Origin of the sequence: Streptomyces sp. B5E4 (assembly GCF_039871555.1) — a bacterium.
In the GTDB taxonomy this organism is placed as follows: Bacteria; Actinomycetota; Actinomycetes; order Streptomycetales; family Streptomycetaceae; genus Streptomyces.
Window position 1 is genome coordinate 122,182 of sequence record NZ_JBDPMI010000010.1, and the last position, 16,316, is coordinate 138,497.

A 16,316-nucleotide genomic window follows, 5' to 3' on the forward strand; every position below is an offset into this window, starting at 1 on the left:
GCGGCCCCGGGTCAGCCCGCGACCCGGATCCCCTCGCCCCTCACGTCGATCACCATGCCGTCCTCGGTCGCGGTGACCATGTCGAGCCGTACGCCGTCCGGCAGCCCGCCGACCCGCCGGTCGAGGTCGACGGCCTCGCGCACCGCCTCCTCGGCGCCGGGCACACCGGAGGCGGGGATCTCCTCCGCCTCCAGCCGGATGGTGTCGCCGCCCTCGGTGCCGACCGTCGACAGCACCTCGGCCGGCTCCGGCGCGTTCAGCGCCTCGGCGCTCGCGGTGACCTTCACCTTGCCGTCGCCGCCGTAGGCGAAGGTGACGCCCTTCCGCCCGGCCACGACCGACAGCGCCTCGTACGCGATGACGGCGGAGCCCTCGGCGCTCTCCGCGGTCGCACCGCCGTAGTCGCCGTCCAGCTCGACGCCGTCCAGGTTCACGCTGAACTCGGAGATCATCAGCCGCTCCCCGGTGCCGGCGGCGGCCGCGTCCGCGCGGATGCCGGTCATGGTGACGTCGACGTCGTCGAGGTGCTTGCCGTAGATCTGGGTGAGGAACGGGAAGCCGTTGATGGACACGTCGGTGCTGCCCTCCAGGCCCTGTCGGGCCTGGATCTTCTCCGCGACCTTCCCCTCGGCTATGTAGACGGTCAGCCGGTCGGCGGCGACGAAGAGCACGCCGAGCACGAGGCACAGCACGAACACGATTCGCAGTCCACGCATGAGACAGGTCCCCCCGGAGTGTCGGTTTCCGGAGCCTATCCCGTCACCGACGTGCCCCTTCAGCGCCACCGGCCGGGTGTGACGCGTCTCCGGCCGCCCCGCGGCCAGAGGGCGCTGTCCGGCGCCCGGGACACAGGGGATATCTTGATATCAAGCAATCCGGCAGAGCAGCGACGCGGACTGGAGCACCCGGTGACCGAATCAGCATCGACGATCATCTACACCCACACCGACGAGGCCCCGGCCCTGGCCACGTACTCGTTCCTGCCGGTGGTCCAGGCGTACGCCGCGACCGCCGGGGTCGAGGTGGAGACCCGCGACATCTCCCTGTCCGGGCGGATCCTCGCCCACTTCCCGGAGCGGCTGCCGGCCGACCGGCAGGTGGCCGACGCGCTCGCCGAGCTGGGCGCGCTGGCGCAGACGCCGCAGGCCAACATCATCAAGCTGCCGAACATCTCGGCGTCCATCCCGCAGCTCAAGGCCGCCATCGCGGAGCTGCGCGCGCACGGCTACGACCTGCCGGACTACCCGGACGAGCCCAAGACCGACGAGGAGCGCGACATCCGCGCCCGCTACGACAAGGTCAAGGGCAGCGCCGTCAACCCGGTGCTGCGCGAGGGCAACTCCGACCGCCGCGCCCCCGCCTCGGTGAAGAACTACGCCCGCAACCACCCGCACCGCATGGGCGCCTGGACCCCGGAGTCCAGGACCCACGTCGCGCACATGATCGCCGACGACTTCCGCTCCACCGAGAAGTCCGCGGTCGTCGAGCGCGACGACAGCCTGCGCATCGAGCTGGCCCGCGCGGACGGCACCACCGAGGTGCTGCGCGAGGCGGTGCCGGTGCTCGCCGGCGAGGTGGTCGACGCCTCCGTGATGCACGTCGAGGCGCTGCGCGCGTTCCTCGGCGAGCAGGTCGCCCGCGCGAAGACCGAGGACGTGCTGTTCTCGCTGCACCTGAAGGCCACGATGATGAAGGTCTCCGACCCGATCGTCTTCGGCCACGCGGTACGGGCCTTCTTCCCCCGGACGTTCGCGCAGTACGGCGCGACGCTGGCCGCCGCGGGCCTGACCCCCAACGACGGGCTCGGCGGCATCCTCGCCGGCCTCGACGCGCTGCCCGAGGGTGCCGAGATCAAGGCGTCGTTCGACGACGAGCTGGCCGAAGGCCCGGCGCTGGCGATGGTCGACTCCGACCGCGGCATCACCAACCTGCACGTCCCCAGCGACGTGATCGTGGACGCCTCGATGCCCGCGATGATCCGTACCTCCGGCCACATGTGGGGCCCGGACGGCGCCGAGGCAGACACCCTCGCCGTCATCCCGGACAGCAGCTACGCGGGCATCTACCAGGTCGTCATCGACGACTGCCGCGCCCACGGCGCCTTCGACCCGGCGACGATGGGCTCGGTGCCCAACGTCGGCCTGATGGCGCAGAAGGCGGAGGAGTACGGCAGCCACGACAAGACCTTCGAGGCCGCCGCGGCCGGCACCGTCCGCGTCGTCGACGGGTCCGGCGCCGCGCTGCTGGAGCAGCCGGTCGCCGAGGGCGACATCTTCCGCATGTGCCAGACCAAGGACGCGCCGATCCGCGACTGGGTGAAGCTCGCCGTCACCCGCGCCCGCGCCACCGGCGACCCGGCCGTCTTCTGGCTCGACGAGAACCGGGCGCACGACGCCCGGCTGATCGCCAAGGTGCGGGAGTACCTGCCGGAGCACGACACCGAGGGCCTGGACATCCGGATCCTCGCCCCCGCCGACGCGATGGCGCTGTCGCTGGAGCGGATCCGCCGCGGCGAGAACACCATCTCGGTCACCGGCAACGTGCTGCGCGACTACCTCACCGACCTCTTCCCCATCCTGGAACTGGGCACCAGCGCCAAGATGCTCTCCGTCGTCCCGCTGATGAACGGCGGCGGCCTGTTCGAGACCGGCGCCGGCGGCTCCGCGCCCAAGCACGTACAGCAGCTCGTCAAGGAGGACTACCTGCGCTGGGACAGCCTCGGCGAGTTCCTGGCGCTGGCCGTGTCCTTCGAGCACCTGGCGCAGACGACGGACAACGCCCGCGCCCAGGTCCTCGCCGACACCCTGGACCGGGCGACGGCGACGTTCCTCAACGAGAACAAGTCGCCCACCCGCCGTGTCGGCGGCATCGACAACCGCGGCAGCCACTTCTACCTGGCGCTGTACTGGGCGCAGGAGCTGGCCGGCCAGACCGCCGACGCGAAGCTCGCGGAGGCGTTCGCGCCGCTGGCGGCGACGCTGGCGGAGCAGGAGGAGAAGATCGTCGGGGAGCTGCTGGCGGTGCAGGGCAAGCCGGCCGACATCGGCGGCTACTACCAGCCGGACCCGGAGAAGGCCGCGGCGGTCATGCGTCCGTCGCAGACGCTCAACGAGGCGCTGTCGACGCTGGGCTGAGGGCTCGCGCTCGCCCCCTCCGCCCGGGGGCGCCGCGCCCGTACCGCAGCCGCCGCCCCGGCCGGAGTCCCGGCCGGGGCGGTGGTGCGTCAGGCGGTGAGTCGCCGGGCCAGGCGCAGGGTGCGACGGGCCCCGGCCACCACGGCGGCATCGACGAAGCGGCCGTCCGGCAGCGCCAGGGCGCCGGCGTCCGTGGCCGCGGCGGCGACGATCTCCTCGGCCCGTTCGACCTCCCGCACGGTGGGCAGGAAGGCGCGCTCGATCACGGGCAGCTGGCGGGGGTGTATCGCCGTACGGCCCAGGAAGCCCAGGGCCCGGCCGGCGGCGCAGGAGCGGGCGAGCCCGTCGAGGTCGGCGACGTCCGGGTAGACCGACTGCGCCGGCGGGGCGAGCCCCGCGGCGCGGGCGGCGACGACGGCGCGGCTGCGCGGCCAGGCCAGTCCCGCGTCGTCGGCGACGCCCAGCTCGGCCCGCAGGTCGGCCTCGCCGAGGGCGATGCCGCGTACGGCGGGGTGCGCGCCGGCGATCTCGTAGGCGCGCTCGATGCCGAGGGCGGATTCGAGGAGCGGGTAGAGGGGCGGGACCCCGCCGGTGGCGGGGTGGCCGAGGGGCGGCGCGGGGATGCCGCCCGCGCCCGCCGGGCCGGGCCGCGGGCCGGCCCCGGGGGCGGAGCCGGGATCGGGGCCCGCCGTGCCGGGTCCGCCGTCCGGGTCCGCGGGGCCGGGCCGGTCGCCGGGCGCGGTGGAGCCGGGGGCGGGTGTGCGGTGGCGCGTACGGCCGGTGGGCACGGGGGCGCCCGCGCGGGCGGCCAGGACGGCCGTTGCCACGCGCAGGACCTCGTCCCGGCCGCCGGTCTTCGGCAGCCTGAGTCCGGCCAGGCCGGGGAGCGGGGCCAGCGTGCGCAGTTCGCCGTCCGCCAGCGGGCCCGCGAGCGCGTTGACGCGGACGTGCACCGGCACCGCGCCGGGGCGCGGTTCGCCCAGCAGCTCCGCGGTGGCCGCCAGCGCGTACGCCTTGCGCTCGGGCGCCACCGCGTCCTCCAGGTCGACCAGCACCACGTCCGCGCCGCTGCGCAGCGCCTTGGCCACCACCGCGGGCCGGTCCCCGGGCACGTACAGCCAGGTGAGATACGTGTCCTCGGTGCCTCCGGCCACGGCGGCGCCCGCCGGGTCCGGCGCGACCGCGGACGCGCGCGGCGCGGTCACACCGCCCCCTCGGCCCGCAGCCCGGCTATCTCCTCGCCGGTCAGCCCCAGCCGGGCCAGCACCGCGTCGGTGTCCGCGCCGTGCGGCCGGCCCGCCCAGCGGATCGCGCCCGGGGTCTCGGAGAGCCGGAAGAGCACGTTCTGCATCTTCACCGTGCCCAGTTCCTCGTCCTCGACCTCGGTGATCGAGCCCAGCGCCCGGTACTGCTCGTCCGCCATCACGTCCCGTATGTCGTACACCGGCGCCACCGCCGCCTGGGCCTTCTCGAAGGCCGCGACGACCGTGGCCGCATCGTGCCGCGCGATCCACCCGCCGACCGCCTCGTCCAGTTCGTCGGCGTGCGCCGCCCGGCCCGCGCCGCTGCCGAACCACTGCTCGCCGATCAGCTCGGGCCGCCCCACGAGCCGCATCACCCGCTCCGCGACGGACTGAGCGGAGGTGGAGACGGCGAGCCAGCGGCCGTCGGCGGTGCGGTAGGTGTTGCGCGGCGCGTTGTTGGTGGAGCGGTTGCCGGTACGCGGCTGGACGTAGCCGAGCTGGTCGTACCAGAGGGGCTGCGGGCCGAGCACGGTCAGCATCGGCTCGATGATGGCCATGTCGACCACCTGACCGCGCCCGGTGCGCTCCCGTCCGGCGAGCGCGGTCATCACGGCGTACGCGGTGGAGAGCGCGGCGACGGAGTCCGCGAGGCCGAACGGCGGCAGCGTCGGTGGCCCGTCCGGCTCGCCGGTGACCGCGGCGAAGCCGCTCATCGCCTCGGCGAGGGTGCCGAACCCGGGACGGCGGGCGTACGGGCCGAACTGCCCGAAGCCGGTGACCCGGGCGAGCACGAGCCGGGGGTTGGCGGCGGACAGCTCCGCCCAGCCGAGGCCCCACTTCTCCAGCGTGCCGGGGCGGAAGTTCTCGACGATCACGTCGGATTCGGCGGCCAGCCGCAGCAGCACCTCGCGCCCGCCGGGCGTGGACAGGTCGAGGGTGACGTTCATCTTGTTGCGGCCGAGCAGCTTCCACCACAGGCCGACGCCGTCCTTCGCGGGGCCGTGGCCGCGCGAGGGGTCGGGCCTGGCGGGATGCTCGACCTTGACCACCTCGGCGCCGAAGTCGCCGAGCATGGTCGCGGCCAGCGGCCCGGCGAAGAGCGTCGCGAGGTCCAGGACCCGCAGCCCGGCGAGCGGGGGCTGCGGCGGCGGGGAGGCGGAGGCGTCGGAAGCGGCGGAGGCGGGGGTGTCGGTCATGGTGTCGCGCCTTCCTCGGTGGTGCGTTGCGGTGCCGTGCGCGGGCGGTACGCCCGTGGCCCCGCGGGGTCGTGCGGCGGTACGCGGGTCACGGGCCCTCGGCCGCCAGCCGGTCGATCTCCGCGCGCGCCGGCATGGACGACGACGCGCCCGGCCGCTGGACGGCCAGCGCGGCGGCGGCCGCCGCCCACGCCAGCGCCGCCGGCATCGGCCGGCCCTCGGCGTACGCCACGCACACCGCGCCGACGAAGGTGTCGCCGGCGGCCGTGGTATCGACGGCCCGGACCGCGAGCGCCGGCACGACGACCGGCTCCCGGTCGCGCGCCGCGTACAGGCTGCCCGCGCCGCCGAGGGTGACGACGACCTCCGGCACCCGCTCCAGCAGCGCCGCGGCGGCCAGGTGCGGGTCGGATCTGCCGGTGAGCGCAGCGGCCTCGTGCTCGTTGGGGACGAGCAGATCGGTGGCGGCGAGCAGCCGGTCGGGCAGCGGCTGGGCGGGTGCGGGGGTGAGCACGGTGCGTACGCCGTGCCCCCGGGCCGCCTCGGCGGCGGCCATGACGCCGTCCATCGGCAGCTCCAGTTGCAGCAGGAGCGTCCCGGCGGCGGCGATGCGCTCGTCGTCGCCGGGGGCGAGTCCGGTGACGGTGCCATTGGCGCCGGGGACGACGACGATGGAGTTGCCGCCGTCGTCGTCGACGACGATGTGCGCGGTGCCGCTGGCGCCCGGGGCGGTGCGCAGCCCCGCTGTGTCCACGCCCGCGCCGTCGAGTGCGGCGCGCAGTTCGCCGCCGAAGGCGTCGGCGCCGACCGCGCCGATCATCGTCACCGCCCCGCCCGCGCGGGCGGCGGCGACGGCCTGGTTGGCGCCCTTGCCGCCGGGTACGGTGCGGAACTCCCGGCCGGAGACGGTCTCGCCGCGCAGCGGGGCGGTGGCGGCGTACGCCACGAGGTCCATGTTGACGCTGCCGAACACGGCGATCGTCGCTTGCGGGGTGCTCGTCATGGGGTGGGCCTCCGGGGTTCGTGCGGTGGTACGGGCCCGGTACCGGCGTCCGCGGGGGTGCCGGCCGGAGAAGGTGGGGGCAGGGCGTGGGCGGCGGTGCGGGCGGCGAGTTCGTCGAAGCCGATGCCGTCCATGCCGCCGACGGTGGTCGCCAGCCGGTTGCGCAGCGGCGCCGTCCACCGCTCGGGCAGCGCCTCCGGCGATCCGGCCAGCAGCCCGGCGACGGACCCGGCGGTGGCGCCGTTGGAGTCCGTGTCCCAGCCGCCCGAGACGACGCGGCAGACGGATCCGGTGAAGTCGCCGCCCGCGTGGGTGAGCGCGGCGGCGAGCAGCGCGGCGTTGGGGACGACGTGCACCCAGTGCCGCCCCTCGTGCGCGGCGTGCAGGTCGTCGACGACGGCCGCGAAGCCCTCCGGGGTACCGGTGGGTTCGCTGCGGGCCAACTCGATGCCGTGCCGTACGGCGCGGGCCAGCCGGGAGCGCGGCGGCACGACGGCCAGGCCGGCGCGCAGCACCTCGTCCACGTCGGGGCTGCCGCCGGCCGCGGCCGCGAGGGCGGCGGCGGCGAACATGGCGCCGTAGACGCCGTTGCCGGTGTGGGTGAGCACGGCGTCGCGGTGCGCGGCGGCGGCGGCGCCGGCCGGGTCGCCGGGGTGGGTCCAGCCGTGCACGTCGGCACGGATCTGCGCACCGATCCACTCGCGGAACGGATTGCGGTACGCGCCGGTGTGCGGGGGTTCCACCCCGTCGAGGAGGTTGCGGTACGCGACCCGCTCGGCGGTGAACGTACGGCCAGCGGGCAGTTCGTCGAGCCAGAGCTGCCCGACGTCCGCGGTGGTGAAGCCGTGGCCGTGGCGGTCGAGGAGAAGCAGGGCGAGGAGCGGGTAGTTGAGGTCGTCGTCCTCGGGTGCGCCGTCGAGGGTCTCGGCCAGGGAGGTCGCGGCGCTGCGGCGGTTCCAGGGGTGGGCGGCGGCGACGGCGGGGTCGAGCCCGGCGGCCGTGAACCAGGTGTGCACGGGCCAGTTGCCGGTGGAGCGGGCGATGGCCCGGATGCCCTCCAGGGTCAGCTTCTCGACCGGCTTGCCCAGGACGCACCCGGCGGCGCGCCCGAGCCACGCGGCGTGCAGCCGGGTGCGCAGCCGGTCCCCGTACACGCCGTCCGCGGACGGCCGGGGCACGGCCGCGGGCCAGCGCGGGCAGGCCGCCCGGATCTCGTCCAGGTCGGTCGGCTCGATCGCCGCCAGCGGGGTCTCCAGCGCGGCCAGTTCGTCCAGCAGCTCCAGCGCCAGTGCCCGCAGCCGCGGCTTCGCCGGCCCCGGCGAGGCGCCCGCGCGGTCCGGCGCCTGGTGGCCGCCCGAGGAGAGCCAGCGGCGGAGCAGCGGCCCCGCGGCGCGGCCGTCCTCCGCCGCCTGCCGCAGCTCGTGGCCGACGAGGTCTTCCGGCTGCACCCAGGTCAGCCGGAGCGGCGGCCCGTGCACGTCTGCGGGCGCCGTCACGACGCCTCCGCCAGCGCGCCGAAGGCGGCCTCGTGGGCGCGGCGGCGCGCCACGTCCCGTACGAACACCTCGCGCGCGACCTCCGTGAGGGTGGCGGCGGGGGCGAGCAGGTCCAGCCGGCTGGCCCGCGCGACCTCCTCGGCCCACTCCCCCGGCACCGCCGCGGCGCCACCCAGCGCGCCGACGATGGCGCCGCTCATGGTGGCGATCGAGTCGCAGTCACGGCCGTAGTTGACCGCGCCGAGGACCGTGTGCCGGTAGTCGCCGCGGCCGACGAGCAGCATGCCCAGGGCCACCGGCAGCTCCTCTATGGAGTGCAGCCGTGAGGGCCGCCGGGCGCCGAGCGAGGGGTTGCGGTACTCGGGGCCGACCGTGTCGTACGGCTCGACCGCCGCGCGCAGCGGCGCCAGCGCCTCTTCGAAGTCCTTGCAGCCGGCAGCCGCTTCGCAGACGGCCTCGATGGCCGCGCGGGTGCCGTCCTTGGCCAGCGCGAGCGCGTCGTCGACCACGGACTCCGGCGTGGCGCCCGGCGCGAAGGCCGCCGCGACCGCGGCGGCGAAGACGCCTGCGGCCTCGCGCCCGTACGACGACTGGTGCGCGCCGGCGACGTCCAGCGCCTCGGCGTAGGCCGCCGCGGGGTTGCCGGCGTTGACGGCGCCGACGGGCGCCATGTACATCGCGGCGCCGCAGTTGACGATGTTGCCGACGCCCGCCTCGCGCGGGTCGACGTGGCCGTAGTGCAGCCGCGCGACGATCCACTTCTCCGCGAGGAAGATCCGCTGCAGCGGCAGCGCCTCGGCCTCCAGCTCGGGGATCCAGCGCGGGGTGCCCATGAGGTCGGGCACGAGGTGGGCGGCGACGGCGTAGGCGTCGAGGTGGTCGCGGACCTTGTCGTAGACCCGGATGAGGGCGTGGGTCATGAGGGTGTCGTCGGTGACGTGCCCGTCGCCCTTGTGGTACGGGGCGATGGGCCGGGCGGTCCGCCACTCGTCGCGGTGGAACGGCTCGACGATGCCGCGCACCCGGCCGCCGTAGCGTGCGGCGATGGCCTCGGGGGTCCAGCCCTCGACGGGCCCGCCGAGGGCGTCGCCGACGGCGGCGCCGACGAGGCATCCCGCGGTGCGGTCGGCGAGGCCGGGGCCTGCGGGGGCGGCGGGGTCCTGGGGCGTGGCGGAAGCGTTCGTGGGGGTCATGAGGCGAGGGGTCCTTCCGCGGGAGTGCTGAACTGCTTGTCGGCCAGTTGCCGGGCGAGGTCGACGAGGTCGGCGCCGGCGAGCTGGGGCAGGGCGCAGCCGGAGAGGATCCGGCAGGCGTCCCGCCAGGTGGCGGGGAGCCCGGCGGCGCCGCCGAGCGCCCCGGTGAGCGCGCCGGCCAGGGCCGGCGCGGAGTCGGCGACGCGCGACAGGCATGCGGCGGCGGGTACGGCCTCGGAGATGGCGCCGGCCGCGGCGGTGGCGACGGCGAGCGCGACGGGCACGGTCTCGGCGGCGGCGATGCCGTAGCTGTAGACGTGGTCGACGATCTCGTGCTCCAGCACGGGCACGAGCGCGAAGGCGTTGCCCGGCAGTCCGGGGCGGGTGGCGACGGCGGTGCGGCCGAGCTGCACGGCGCGTTCGGCGTTGCGCAGGATCTCGGTGCCCTGCGGGAGCTGGGTGAGCGCGGCGTCCACACAGGCGTCGACGGGCCGGCCGCCGAGCGCCGCGGCGATCGCGGCGGCGGTGGCGCGGGCGCCGTGCACGCCGTCGCCGTCCTGGGTGTAGCGGGCGTCGAACTCGGCGAGGTCGGCGGCCCGTTCCGGGTCGCCGGGGTGGACGGCGGCGAGCACGGCGGCCCGTACGCACGCGGCGTCGTCGAAGTAGTGCGGGTTGTCGTGGCCGGTGGCGGGCGGGCGCAGGCCGGCGGCGAGGTTGCCGAGCCCGGCCCGTACGGAGATCCGGGCGCGCAGCGGGATCTCCGCCGACTCGATCTCGTCCGCGCGCTCGGCGGCGACGGCGACCTCGTCGGCCAGCGCGCTCCAGGCGAGGGTGAGCGCGGAGCGGACGCGCCGGTCGGAGGTGAGGTCGGTGTGCAGCCCGCTGCCGGCGGAGAGCACGGCGTACGCGGTGAAGGCGGCCCACTCCGCGTCGTCGGACGGGCCCAGGCGCAGCGGCTCGGGCGGCTGGTTGAGCGCGATGGGCACCGGGAGGGTGGTGGTGGCGTTCTGCTCGGCGAAGGTGTCCAGCTCGCGGGTGAGCCGGCGGGTCCACTCGGGCATCCGCGCGGCGCGGTGCCGGCCGGCGGGCCAGCCCGCGGCGTCGCCGGCGGCGATGCCCAGCAGCAGCCCCTCCACACGCCGCAGGTCGCCGCCCGCCTCGGCGAAGCCGGCGGCGGCGGGCCGTCCGGCGGCGGGCCCACCCGGTTCCGCGGCGGGCCGCTCGGCGCGCGGCACGGCGACGGCGGAACCCTGTGCACCCCCGGCGGGGCTCGCGGGTGCATCCACGGCTGCGCCCGTACGGGCCGCGCCCCCGGCGGCAGCGTCCGGCGCGTCCGACGCGTCGCGCGCCGCCCCGGTCTCGGGGGCGCGGCGGGCTCTGGGCAGCGGTGCGCTCATGAGGCGGCCTCCTCGTCCGCGGGGGCGAGCCGGTCCGCGATGTCGAGCACGTGGTGGCCTGCCATGGACGGCAGGCACGTGCCGCGTACGGGCTTGATGGCGGCGGCCCAGCCGGCGGGAATGGCGGACTCGCCGCGCAGCGCGCCCGCCAGGGCGCCGGCGACGGCGGCCGTGGTGTCGGCGTCGCGGCCCATGTTGACGGCGGTGAGGACGGAGTCCGCGAAGTCGCCGCGGGCGGCGGCGAAGGCGCCGAGCGCGAGCCCGACGGCCTCCGGGGCCAGGTCCGACCAGGGGTAGCCGCCGATGACGACCGAGGAGCGGACGGCGCGTTCGACACTCAGCGGCGTGGCTCCGGGGGCGCGGCGGGCACGGCGTCCCGCGGAGACCGCGCGCTGCAGGGAACGCGAGGTCCAGGAGTCCTCGGGGATGACGGACAGGGCCGCCTGCACGACGACGTCCGGGGAGTCGCCCGCCATCGCGGCGGCCACCCCGGCGGCGACGGCCTGGCCGCCGTAGATGCCCTCGCCCTCGTGGCTGACGGTGCCGTCGATGGCGACGAGCCGCGCCGCCTCCGCCGGGCGGCCCGCTGCGAAGACGCCGAACGGCGCGGCGCGCATGGCGAGCCCGTCGCTCCAGGCGTGCCGGTGCTGCGCGGTGATCGGCGCGGCCAGCCCGCGGCGCAGGTTCTCCAGGGTGCCGCGCTCGCTGAACCCGGCGCCGCGGAACGGGCCCTCGTCGAGGTCCGCGATGCGCTCGTGCCAGGCGGACTCCACGTGCGCGAGGCTGAGGCGGGCGCCGTGCTCGGCGAGCAGCAGCCCGGAGAAGATGGCGTACTCGGTGTCGTCGGTGCCCGCCGGGGCGGCGGCCACGAAGTCCTCGATGCGGCCCCAGCGCTCGCGGATCTGCGAGGGCTTCATGTTCTCGACGGGCGCGCCGAGGGCGTCGCCGACCGCGAGGCCGAGCAGGGCGCCGCGGGCCCGGTCACGGGCGGTCGGGGCGGCCTGCCCGGCGCCCCGGGCGACGGTGCGCAGGCGGACGGGGGCGGAGCGGGCGGGGGGTGGAAGGACGGACGGTTCGGGGCCGGCTGCTGCGCTCATCGTGGGCTGCTCATGGTGCTGTTCGTGCTCTTTCCTCGTGCGCCTGCTCGTGTGCTTCGGATGCCTGCTCGTACGCTCCGGCCGGCCGCCGCCGTCATCTCTGGTACCGGTCGAGGACGCGGTTGCCGTCCTCGACCAGCGACTCGCGCAGCTCGTCCAGGTCGGTGTCGCCGTTGAAGTACCGCTGGAAGGCCGGGGTGGCGATCTTGTCCGACCACTCGCGGTATCCCCTGACGCCGAGCACCGGGGCGGGCCGCAGCGAGCGGGCCACCTCCACACCCGTACGCCACCCGTACTTCTCGGTGTTCAGTGCCGGATCCTTGAGCGCCTCCGCTCCGGTGGGCAGCATCCAGTCGCCCGCGGCCAGCTCGGCCATGTGCTCCGGCCGGGTCATGAAGGCGATGAAGTCGGCCGCCTCCTGCCGGTGGCCGCTGTCCTCGGCCACCGACAGCGTCTGCGGGCTGACGCCCTGCGCGAGCCCGCCGGCGGGTCCCTCGCCCGCGGGCATCGGCAGCACCGACCACCCGAAGTCGTCGGGCGCCTGCTGGGTGACGAGCTGGCGGTAGGAGAAGTTCAGCGGCACCATCGCGTACCGTCCGGCGAAGAAGCCGGGCAGCGTGTCGGAGCCGGACATGCCGAGGCTGCTGCGCGGGGCGGTGCGGTCCTCGTTGACCTGGCGGTCGATGGTCTCGGCGACGGCGGAGTCCTCGGGGCCGTAGCCGATGCGGTTCTTCGGGCCGTCGTCGGTCTGCTCCCGGGAGAACAGCCCGCCGCCGGTGGACAGGGAGAGGTTCACCGACTGGCTGACGGGCTCCTTCATGCCCCAGGCGACGCCGTACCGGTCGGTCTTGCCGTCGCCGTCGGTGTCGGCGGTCAGCTCCTTGGCCGCCTCCTCGAACTCCTGCCAGCTCCACGGGTCGGCCGCGGTCGGCACCCGCACCCCCGACTCTTCGAGCACGGCGGTGTTGGCGAACATCATCCGCGGCTCCTGGAGGAAGGGGACGCCGTAGATGCCGCCGTTCATGGTGGTGGTCCGCCACGACTGCTCGGGGATGTCGCTGCGCAGCGAGTCGGGCAGCAGGTCGGTGAGGTCGGCGAGGTAGCCGCCGTAGGCGAAGTCGGTGAGGTCGTCGGCGGCGTCGTGGATGATGTCGGGCGCCTCGCCGCCCTCGAAGGACGTCAGCAACTGGTCGTGCACGGTGTCCCAGATGCCCTGTACGTAGCGCACCTGAACCTTGGGGTGCTCCTCGTTCCACTCCTCGACGAGCCGCTTGTTGGCCGCGACGGACTCCTCCTGCCAGGCGAGGCTGAGGTAGTCGAGGGTCACCGTGCCGTCGTCGGAGCCGCCGTCGCCGCTGCAGCCGGCGAGCAGCGAAAGGCTCAGGGCGGCGGCGGCCGCGGTGGCGGCGTGGCGGATGTGCGCTGCGGGCCTCATCCCTTCACCGCCCCGGCGAGCATCCCGCTGACCAGCCGGCGCTGGAGAAGCGCGAAGAACAGCAGGCTGGGGATGGTGGCGAGGGTCGCGGCCGCGGCGAGCGGGCCGAGGTCCACGACGCCCTCGGCACCGAGGAACTGGGTGAGGATGACCGACATCGTCTGATTCTCCGGGGACTTGAGCAGCACGAGGGCGAAGAAGAACTCGTTCCAGGCGGTGACGAAGGAGAACATCAGCGTCGCGACCAGGCCGGGGGTGAGCAGTGGGAGCACCACGCTGACGAGGGTGCGCAGCCGGCCCGCGCCGTCCACGGCGGCGGCCTCCTCCAGGGAGACGGGCACCGCCTTGACGTAGCCCTGGAGCATCCAGAGCGAGAAGGGCAGGTTCCACACGACGTAGACGAGGATCAGCCCGGGCAGCGAGTCGATCATCCGCGCTTCCTTGAGCAGCATGAACAGCGGGATGATGATGAGCACGAACGGGAACATCTGGCTGATCAGGATCCAGCCGGTGGCGGCCGTGGTGACCTTCGAGCGGTAGCGGACCATCGCGTACGCGGCGGGCACGGCGATGGCCACGGCGATCAGGGCGGCGCTGCCGGCGACGACGAGGCTGTTGGCGGCGGACCGCAGCAGCGGCTGGGCGTCGAAGGCCGCGCGGAAGTTCTCCAGGGTGGGTTCCTGGGGTATCCACGTGGGGTCGATCCTCCCCAGCTCCTGCGGTGACTTGAAGGCCGTGGAGATCAGCCACACCAGCGGGAAGGCGAGGAAGACCAGATAGGCCAGCAGGGCGAGGTACTGCCCGGTGCGGCCGGCGGCGCGCTTGGTGCGCAAACCGGTGAGGCTGCTCATCAGCTTGCCTCCTCCTTCAGTCGCTTGCGCAGGAACAGGGTGAGGAACACCGCGATGACCGCGATCATCGCCAGCCCCATGGCGGCGGCGTAGCCGTACTGGCCGTAGGCGAAGGCCTCTTCGTACGCGAAGAGCATCGGCAGCCGGGTCTCGCCGCCCGGGCCGCCCTGGGTGAGCACGAAGACCAGACTGAAGGAGTTGAAGTTCCAGATGAAGTTGAGCGCGGTGATGGCGATGACCACCGGCTTGATCGCGGGCCAGGTGACGGTGGTGAAGCGGCGCCAGACGCCCGCGCCGTCGAGGGCCGCGGCCTCCTTCAGCTCGTACGGGACGTTCTGCAGCCCGGCGAGGAGGACGACGGTGGTCTGCGGCATGCCGGCCCAGACGCCCACGGCGATGACGGCGGGCAGGGCCAGGGAGAGGCTGGTGAGCCAGTCGACGTTCTCGTCGATGAGGTGGAGCCGGCTCAGTGTCTCGTTGAGGATGCCGGCGTCCTGGTGGTAGACCAGCCGCCACATGATGCCGACGACGACCTCGGGCATCGCCCAGGGGACGAGCGCGAGGGTGCGGGCGAACCAGCGGAAACGAAGGTTCTGGTTGAGCAGCAGCGCCAGGCCCAGCGCGAGTACGAACTGCAGGGCGGTGACGCAGACGGCCCAGATGAGGCCGATGCGGAACGAGTCCCAGAAGAGGGTGTCGTGCCGCAGGTCGGCGAGGTTCGTCAGGCCGATGAACTCGGTGGGCTCGGTGCGGCCGGCCTGCGCGTCGGTGAACGCGAGCGAGGCGCCGTAGAGCAGCGGCCCGACGCTCAGCACCAATATGGGTATGAGCGCGGGCAGCAGCAGGAACCACGTGCCGCCGTCGAGGCCGAGTGCGGCCTTGCGGGCGCGTGGCGTGCGCGGTGGTGGGGTGCCGCGGCCCGCGGCCTTCGGTGGAGGTGGTGCGGCAACGCTCATGCGGACTTCGCGCCTTCCTGCTCGTCGGAGCCCGCGGGCGTGGCGCCCGGGGAGGTGGAGCCGCGCACGACGAGCCGCGGCGCGGCGGTCGTGCGGCGGGCGGGGAGGGGCTCGCCGTCCTTCGGTCCGAGCCGTTCGAGGAGCATCCGGGCGGCGCGCCGGCCGCGTTCGCCGGCGCCGAGGTCGACGCTGGTCAGCGGCGGCCAGGCGGCGACGGCCAGATCGCTGTCGTCCATGCCGGCGACGGCGGTGTCCTCGGGGATGCGCCGGCCGCGGGCGTGCAGCGCCTGGGCGGCGCCGAGGGCGAGTTGGTCGTTGGCGCAGAACACGGCGTCCAGCCCGGGGCGGGCGTCGAGCAGCCGGGCGGTGGCGCGGGCGCCGGCGCCGACGCCGAAGTCGGTGGCGGCGACCAGGCCCGGGTCGTAGGGGATGCCGCAGGCGGCGAGCGCGGCGCGGTAGCCGCGGCCGCGGTTGCCGCCGGGGACGGTGTCGACGGGGCCGTTGACGAAGGCGATTCGGCGGCGGCCGGTCTCGACGAGGTGGCGTACGGCCAGTTCCGCGCCGGTGACGGAGTCGGCCTGGACGGCGTCGACGGGCACGCCGTCGGGCAGCGAGCCGATGACGACGACGGGGCCGGGGGCGGCGGTCAGCGCCTCGACGTGCGCGGGGGTGATGCGGATGGGCACGAGGACGAGGCCGTCGCTGGTGCGGTCGGCGAGGCTGCGTACGACGCCCAGTTCCTCGGCGACGTCGGCGTCGGTGGAGTGCAGCAGCAGGCGGTAGCCGGCGGCCTTCGCGACGGCCTGGATCTCGCGGACCATGGCGACGTAGACGGGGTTGCCGATGTCCGGAACGGCGAAGGTCAACTGGCGGGTGTGGCCGTCTTTCAGGGAACGGGCCACGGCGTTGGGCACGTAGCCCAGCTCGGCGGCGGCGCGGCGGACCCGGTCCTCGGTCTCGGGGCGGGCACCCAGCCCGTTGAGCACACGGGAGACGGAGGCGATGGACACCCCGGCCCGTTCGGCGATCGACACGATCGTGGGTGGCCCCCCGGAGGACATCGCACCCGCCCCTTCGCTCCGTATACGGCCGGGCCCAACCGGCCGCCCCTGTAAAGGTTTACAGTCCCTGGAAACGTTTACGTATGTTGCTCTCGCGTAACCCGGCCGTCAATGGCCGGACACATGTGATCTGCGTCTCGCCGGGGCGGAACACGGCAGGCGGCGCGCGGTGCGCGCCGCGGGCGGTGACGCGGGAGAAGCCCAAGTCGCGGGCTGACTGGGCAGGATCCGGGTTCCGAATAGCCGCATCGGA

13 protein-coding genes are annotated in these 16,316 nt (G+C 75.0%); 1 reads left to right on the plus strand and 12 read right to left on the minus strand.

Annotation, left to right across the window (positions count from 1 at the left end; all coding sequences use genetic code 11):
- Positions 1–11: 11 nt before the first annotated feature.
- A complete protein-coding gene (locus tag ABGA99_RS16020; RefSeq protein ID WP_347579867.1) occupies positions 12–716 on the minus strand; it encodes a DUF2993 domain-containing protein in 705 nt (234 codons plus the stop codon).
- A 192-nt stretch (positions 717–908) separates the two neighbouring features.
- Here ABGA99_RS16020 and ABGA99_RS16025 point away from each other — a divergent pair, with 192 nt between their 5' ends.
- Positions 909–3,134 (plus strand): NADP-dependent isocitrate dehydrogenase, encoded by a 2,226-nt coding sequence (locus ABGA99_RS16025; RefSeq protein WP_347579868.1) that lies wholly within the window; start codon positions 909–911, stop codon positions 3,132–3,134.
- 89 nt (positions 3,135–3,223) lie between these two features.
- On the opposite strand, the gene ABGA99_RS16030 is transcribed toward ABGA99_RS16025, so the two are convergent.
- The 11 genes from ABGA99_RS16030 to ABGA99_RS16080 form a co-directional block, all read right to left on the minus strand.
- On the minus strand, positions 3,224–4,339 hold the full coding sequence (locus ABGA99_RS16030; RefSeq protein WP_347579869.1) for an aldolase/citrate lyase family protein: 1,116 nt from the start codon (positions 4,337–4,339) through the stop codon (positions 3,224–3,226).
- Positions 4,336–5,574, minus strand: a complete 1,239-nt coding sequence (locus tag ABGA99_RS16035) for a CoA transferase (protein ID WP_347579870.1) — start codon at positions 5,572–5,574, stop codon at positions 4,336–4,338. The genes ABGA99_RS16030 and ABGA99_RS16035 overlap by 4 nt, the downstream gene beginning before the upstream one ends.
- Positions 5,575–5,662: 88 nt before the next feature.
- On the minus strand, positions 5,663–6,577 hold the full coding sequence (locus ABGA99_RS16040; RefSeq protein ID WP_347579871.1) for a ribokinase: 915 nt from the start codon (positions 6,575–6,577) through the stop codon (positions 5,663–5,665).
- A complete protein-coding gene (locus ABGA99_RS16045; protein WP_347579872.1) occupies positions 6,574–8,073 on the minus strand; it encodes an ADP-ribosylglycohydrolase family protein in 1,500 nt (499 codons plus the stop codon). Before ABGA99_RS16045 ends, ABGA99_RS16040 begins: the two co-directional genes overlap by 4 nt.
- Positions 8,070–9,266 carry an ADP-ribosylglycohydrolase family protein gene (locus ABGA99_RS16050; RefSeq protein WP_347579873.1) on the minus strand — a complete coding sequence of 399 codons (1,197 nt, stop codon included), beginning with the start codon at positions 9,264–9,266 and terminating at the stop codon, positions 8,070–8,072. The genes ABGA99_RS16045 and ABGA99_RS16050 overlap by 4 nt, the downstream gene beginning before the upstream one ends.
- Complete coding sequence (locus ABGA99_RS16055; protein WP_347579874.1) at positions 9,263–10,663, minus strand: ADP-ribosylglycohydrolase family protein; 1,401 nt, start codon at positions 10,661–10,663, stop codon at positions 9,263–9,265. Before ABGA99_RS16055 ends, ABGA99_RS16050 begins: the two co-directional genes overlap by 4 nt.
- The gene (locus ABGA99_RS16060) at positions 10,660–11,760 is read right to left on the minus strand and encodes an ADP-ribosylglycohydrolase family protein (RefSeq protein ID WP_347582863.1); all 1,101 of its coding nucleotides are present in this window, start codon (positions 11,758–11,760) and stop codon (positions 10,660–10,662) included. Before ABGA99_RS16060 ends, ABGA99_RS16055 begins: the two co-directional genes overlap by 4 nt.
- A gap of 94 nt (positions 11,761–11,854) precedes the next feature.
- On the minus strand, positions 11,855–13,195 hold the full coding sequence (locus ABGA99_RS16065) for a sugar ABC transporter substrate-binding protein (protein WP_347582864.1): 1,341 nt from the start codon (positions 13,193–13,195) through the stop codon (positions 11,855–11,857).
- On the minus strand, positions 13,192–14,046 hold the full coding sequence (locus ABGA99_RS16070; RefSeq protein ID WP_347579877.1) for a carbohydrate ABC transporter permease: 855 nt from the start codon (positions 14,044–14,046) through the stop codon (positions 13,192–13,194). The genes ABGA99_RS16065 and ABGA99_RS16070 overlap by 4 nt, the downstream gene beginning before the upstream one ends.
- The gene (locus ABGA99_RS16075; protein WP_347579878.1) at positions 14,046–15,002 is read right to left on the minus strand and encodes a sugar ABC transporter permease; all 957 of its coding nucleotides are present in this window, start codon (positions 15,000–15,002) and stop codon (positions 14,046–14,048) included. Before ABGA99_RS16075 ends, ABGA99_RS16070 begins: the two co-directional genes overlap by 1 nt.
- A complete protein-coding gene (locus tag ABGA99_RS16080; RefSeq protein ID WP_347579879.1) occupies positions 14,999–16,063 on the minus strand; it encodes a LacI family DNA-binding transcriptional regulator in 1,065 nt (354 codons plus the stop codon). The genes ABGA99_RS16075 and ABGA99_RS16080 overlap by 4 nt, the downstream gene beginning before the upstream one ends.
- Positions 16,064–16,316: the final 253 nt, after the last annotated feature.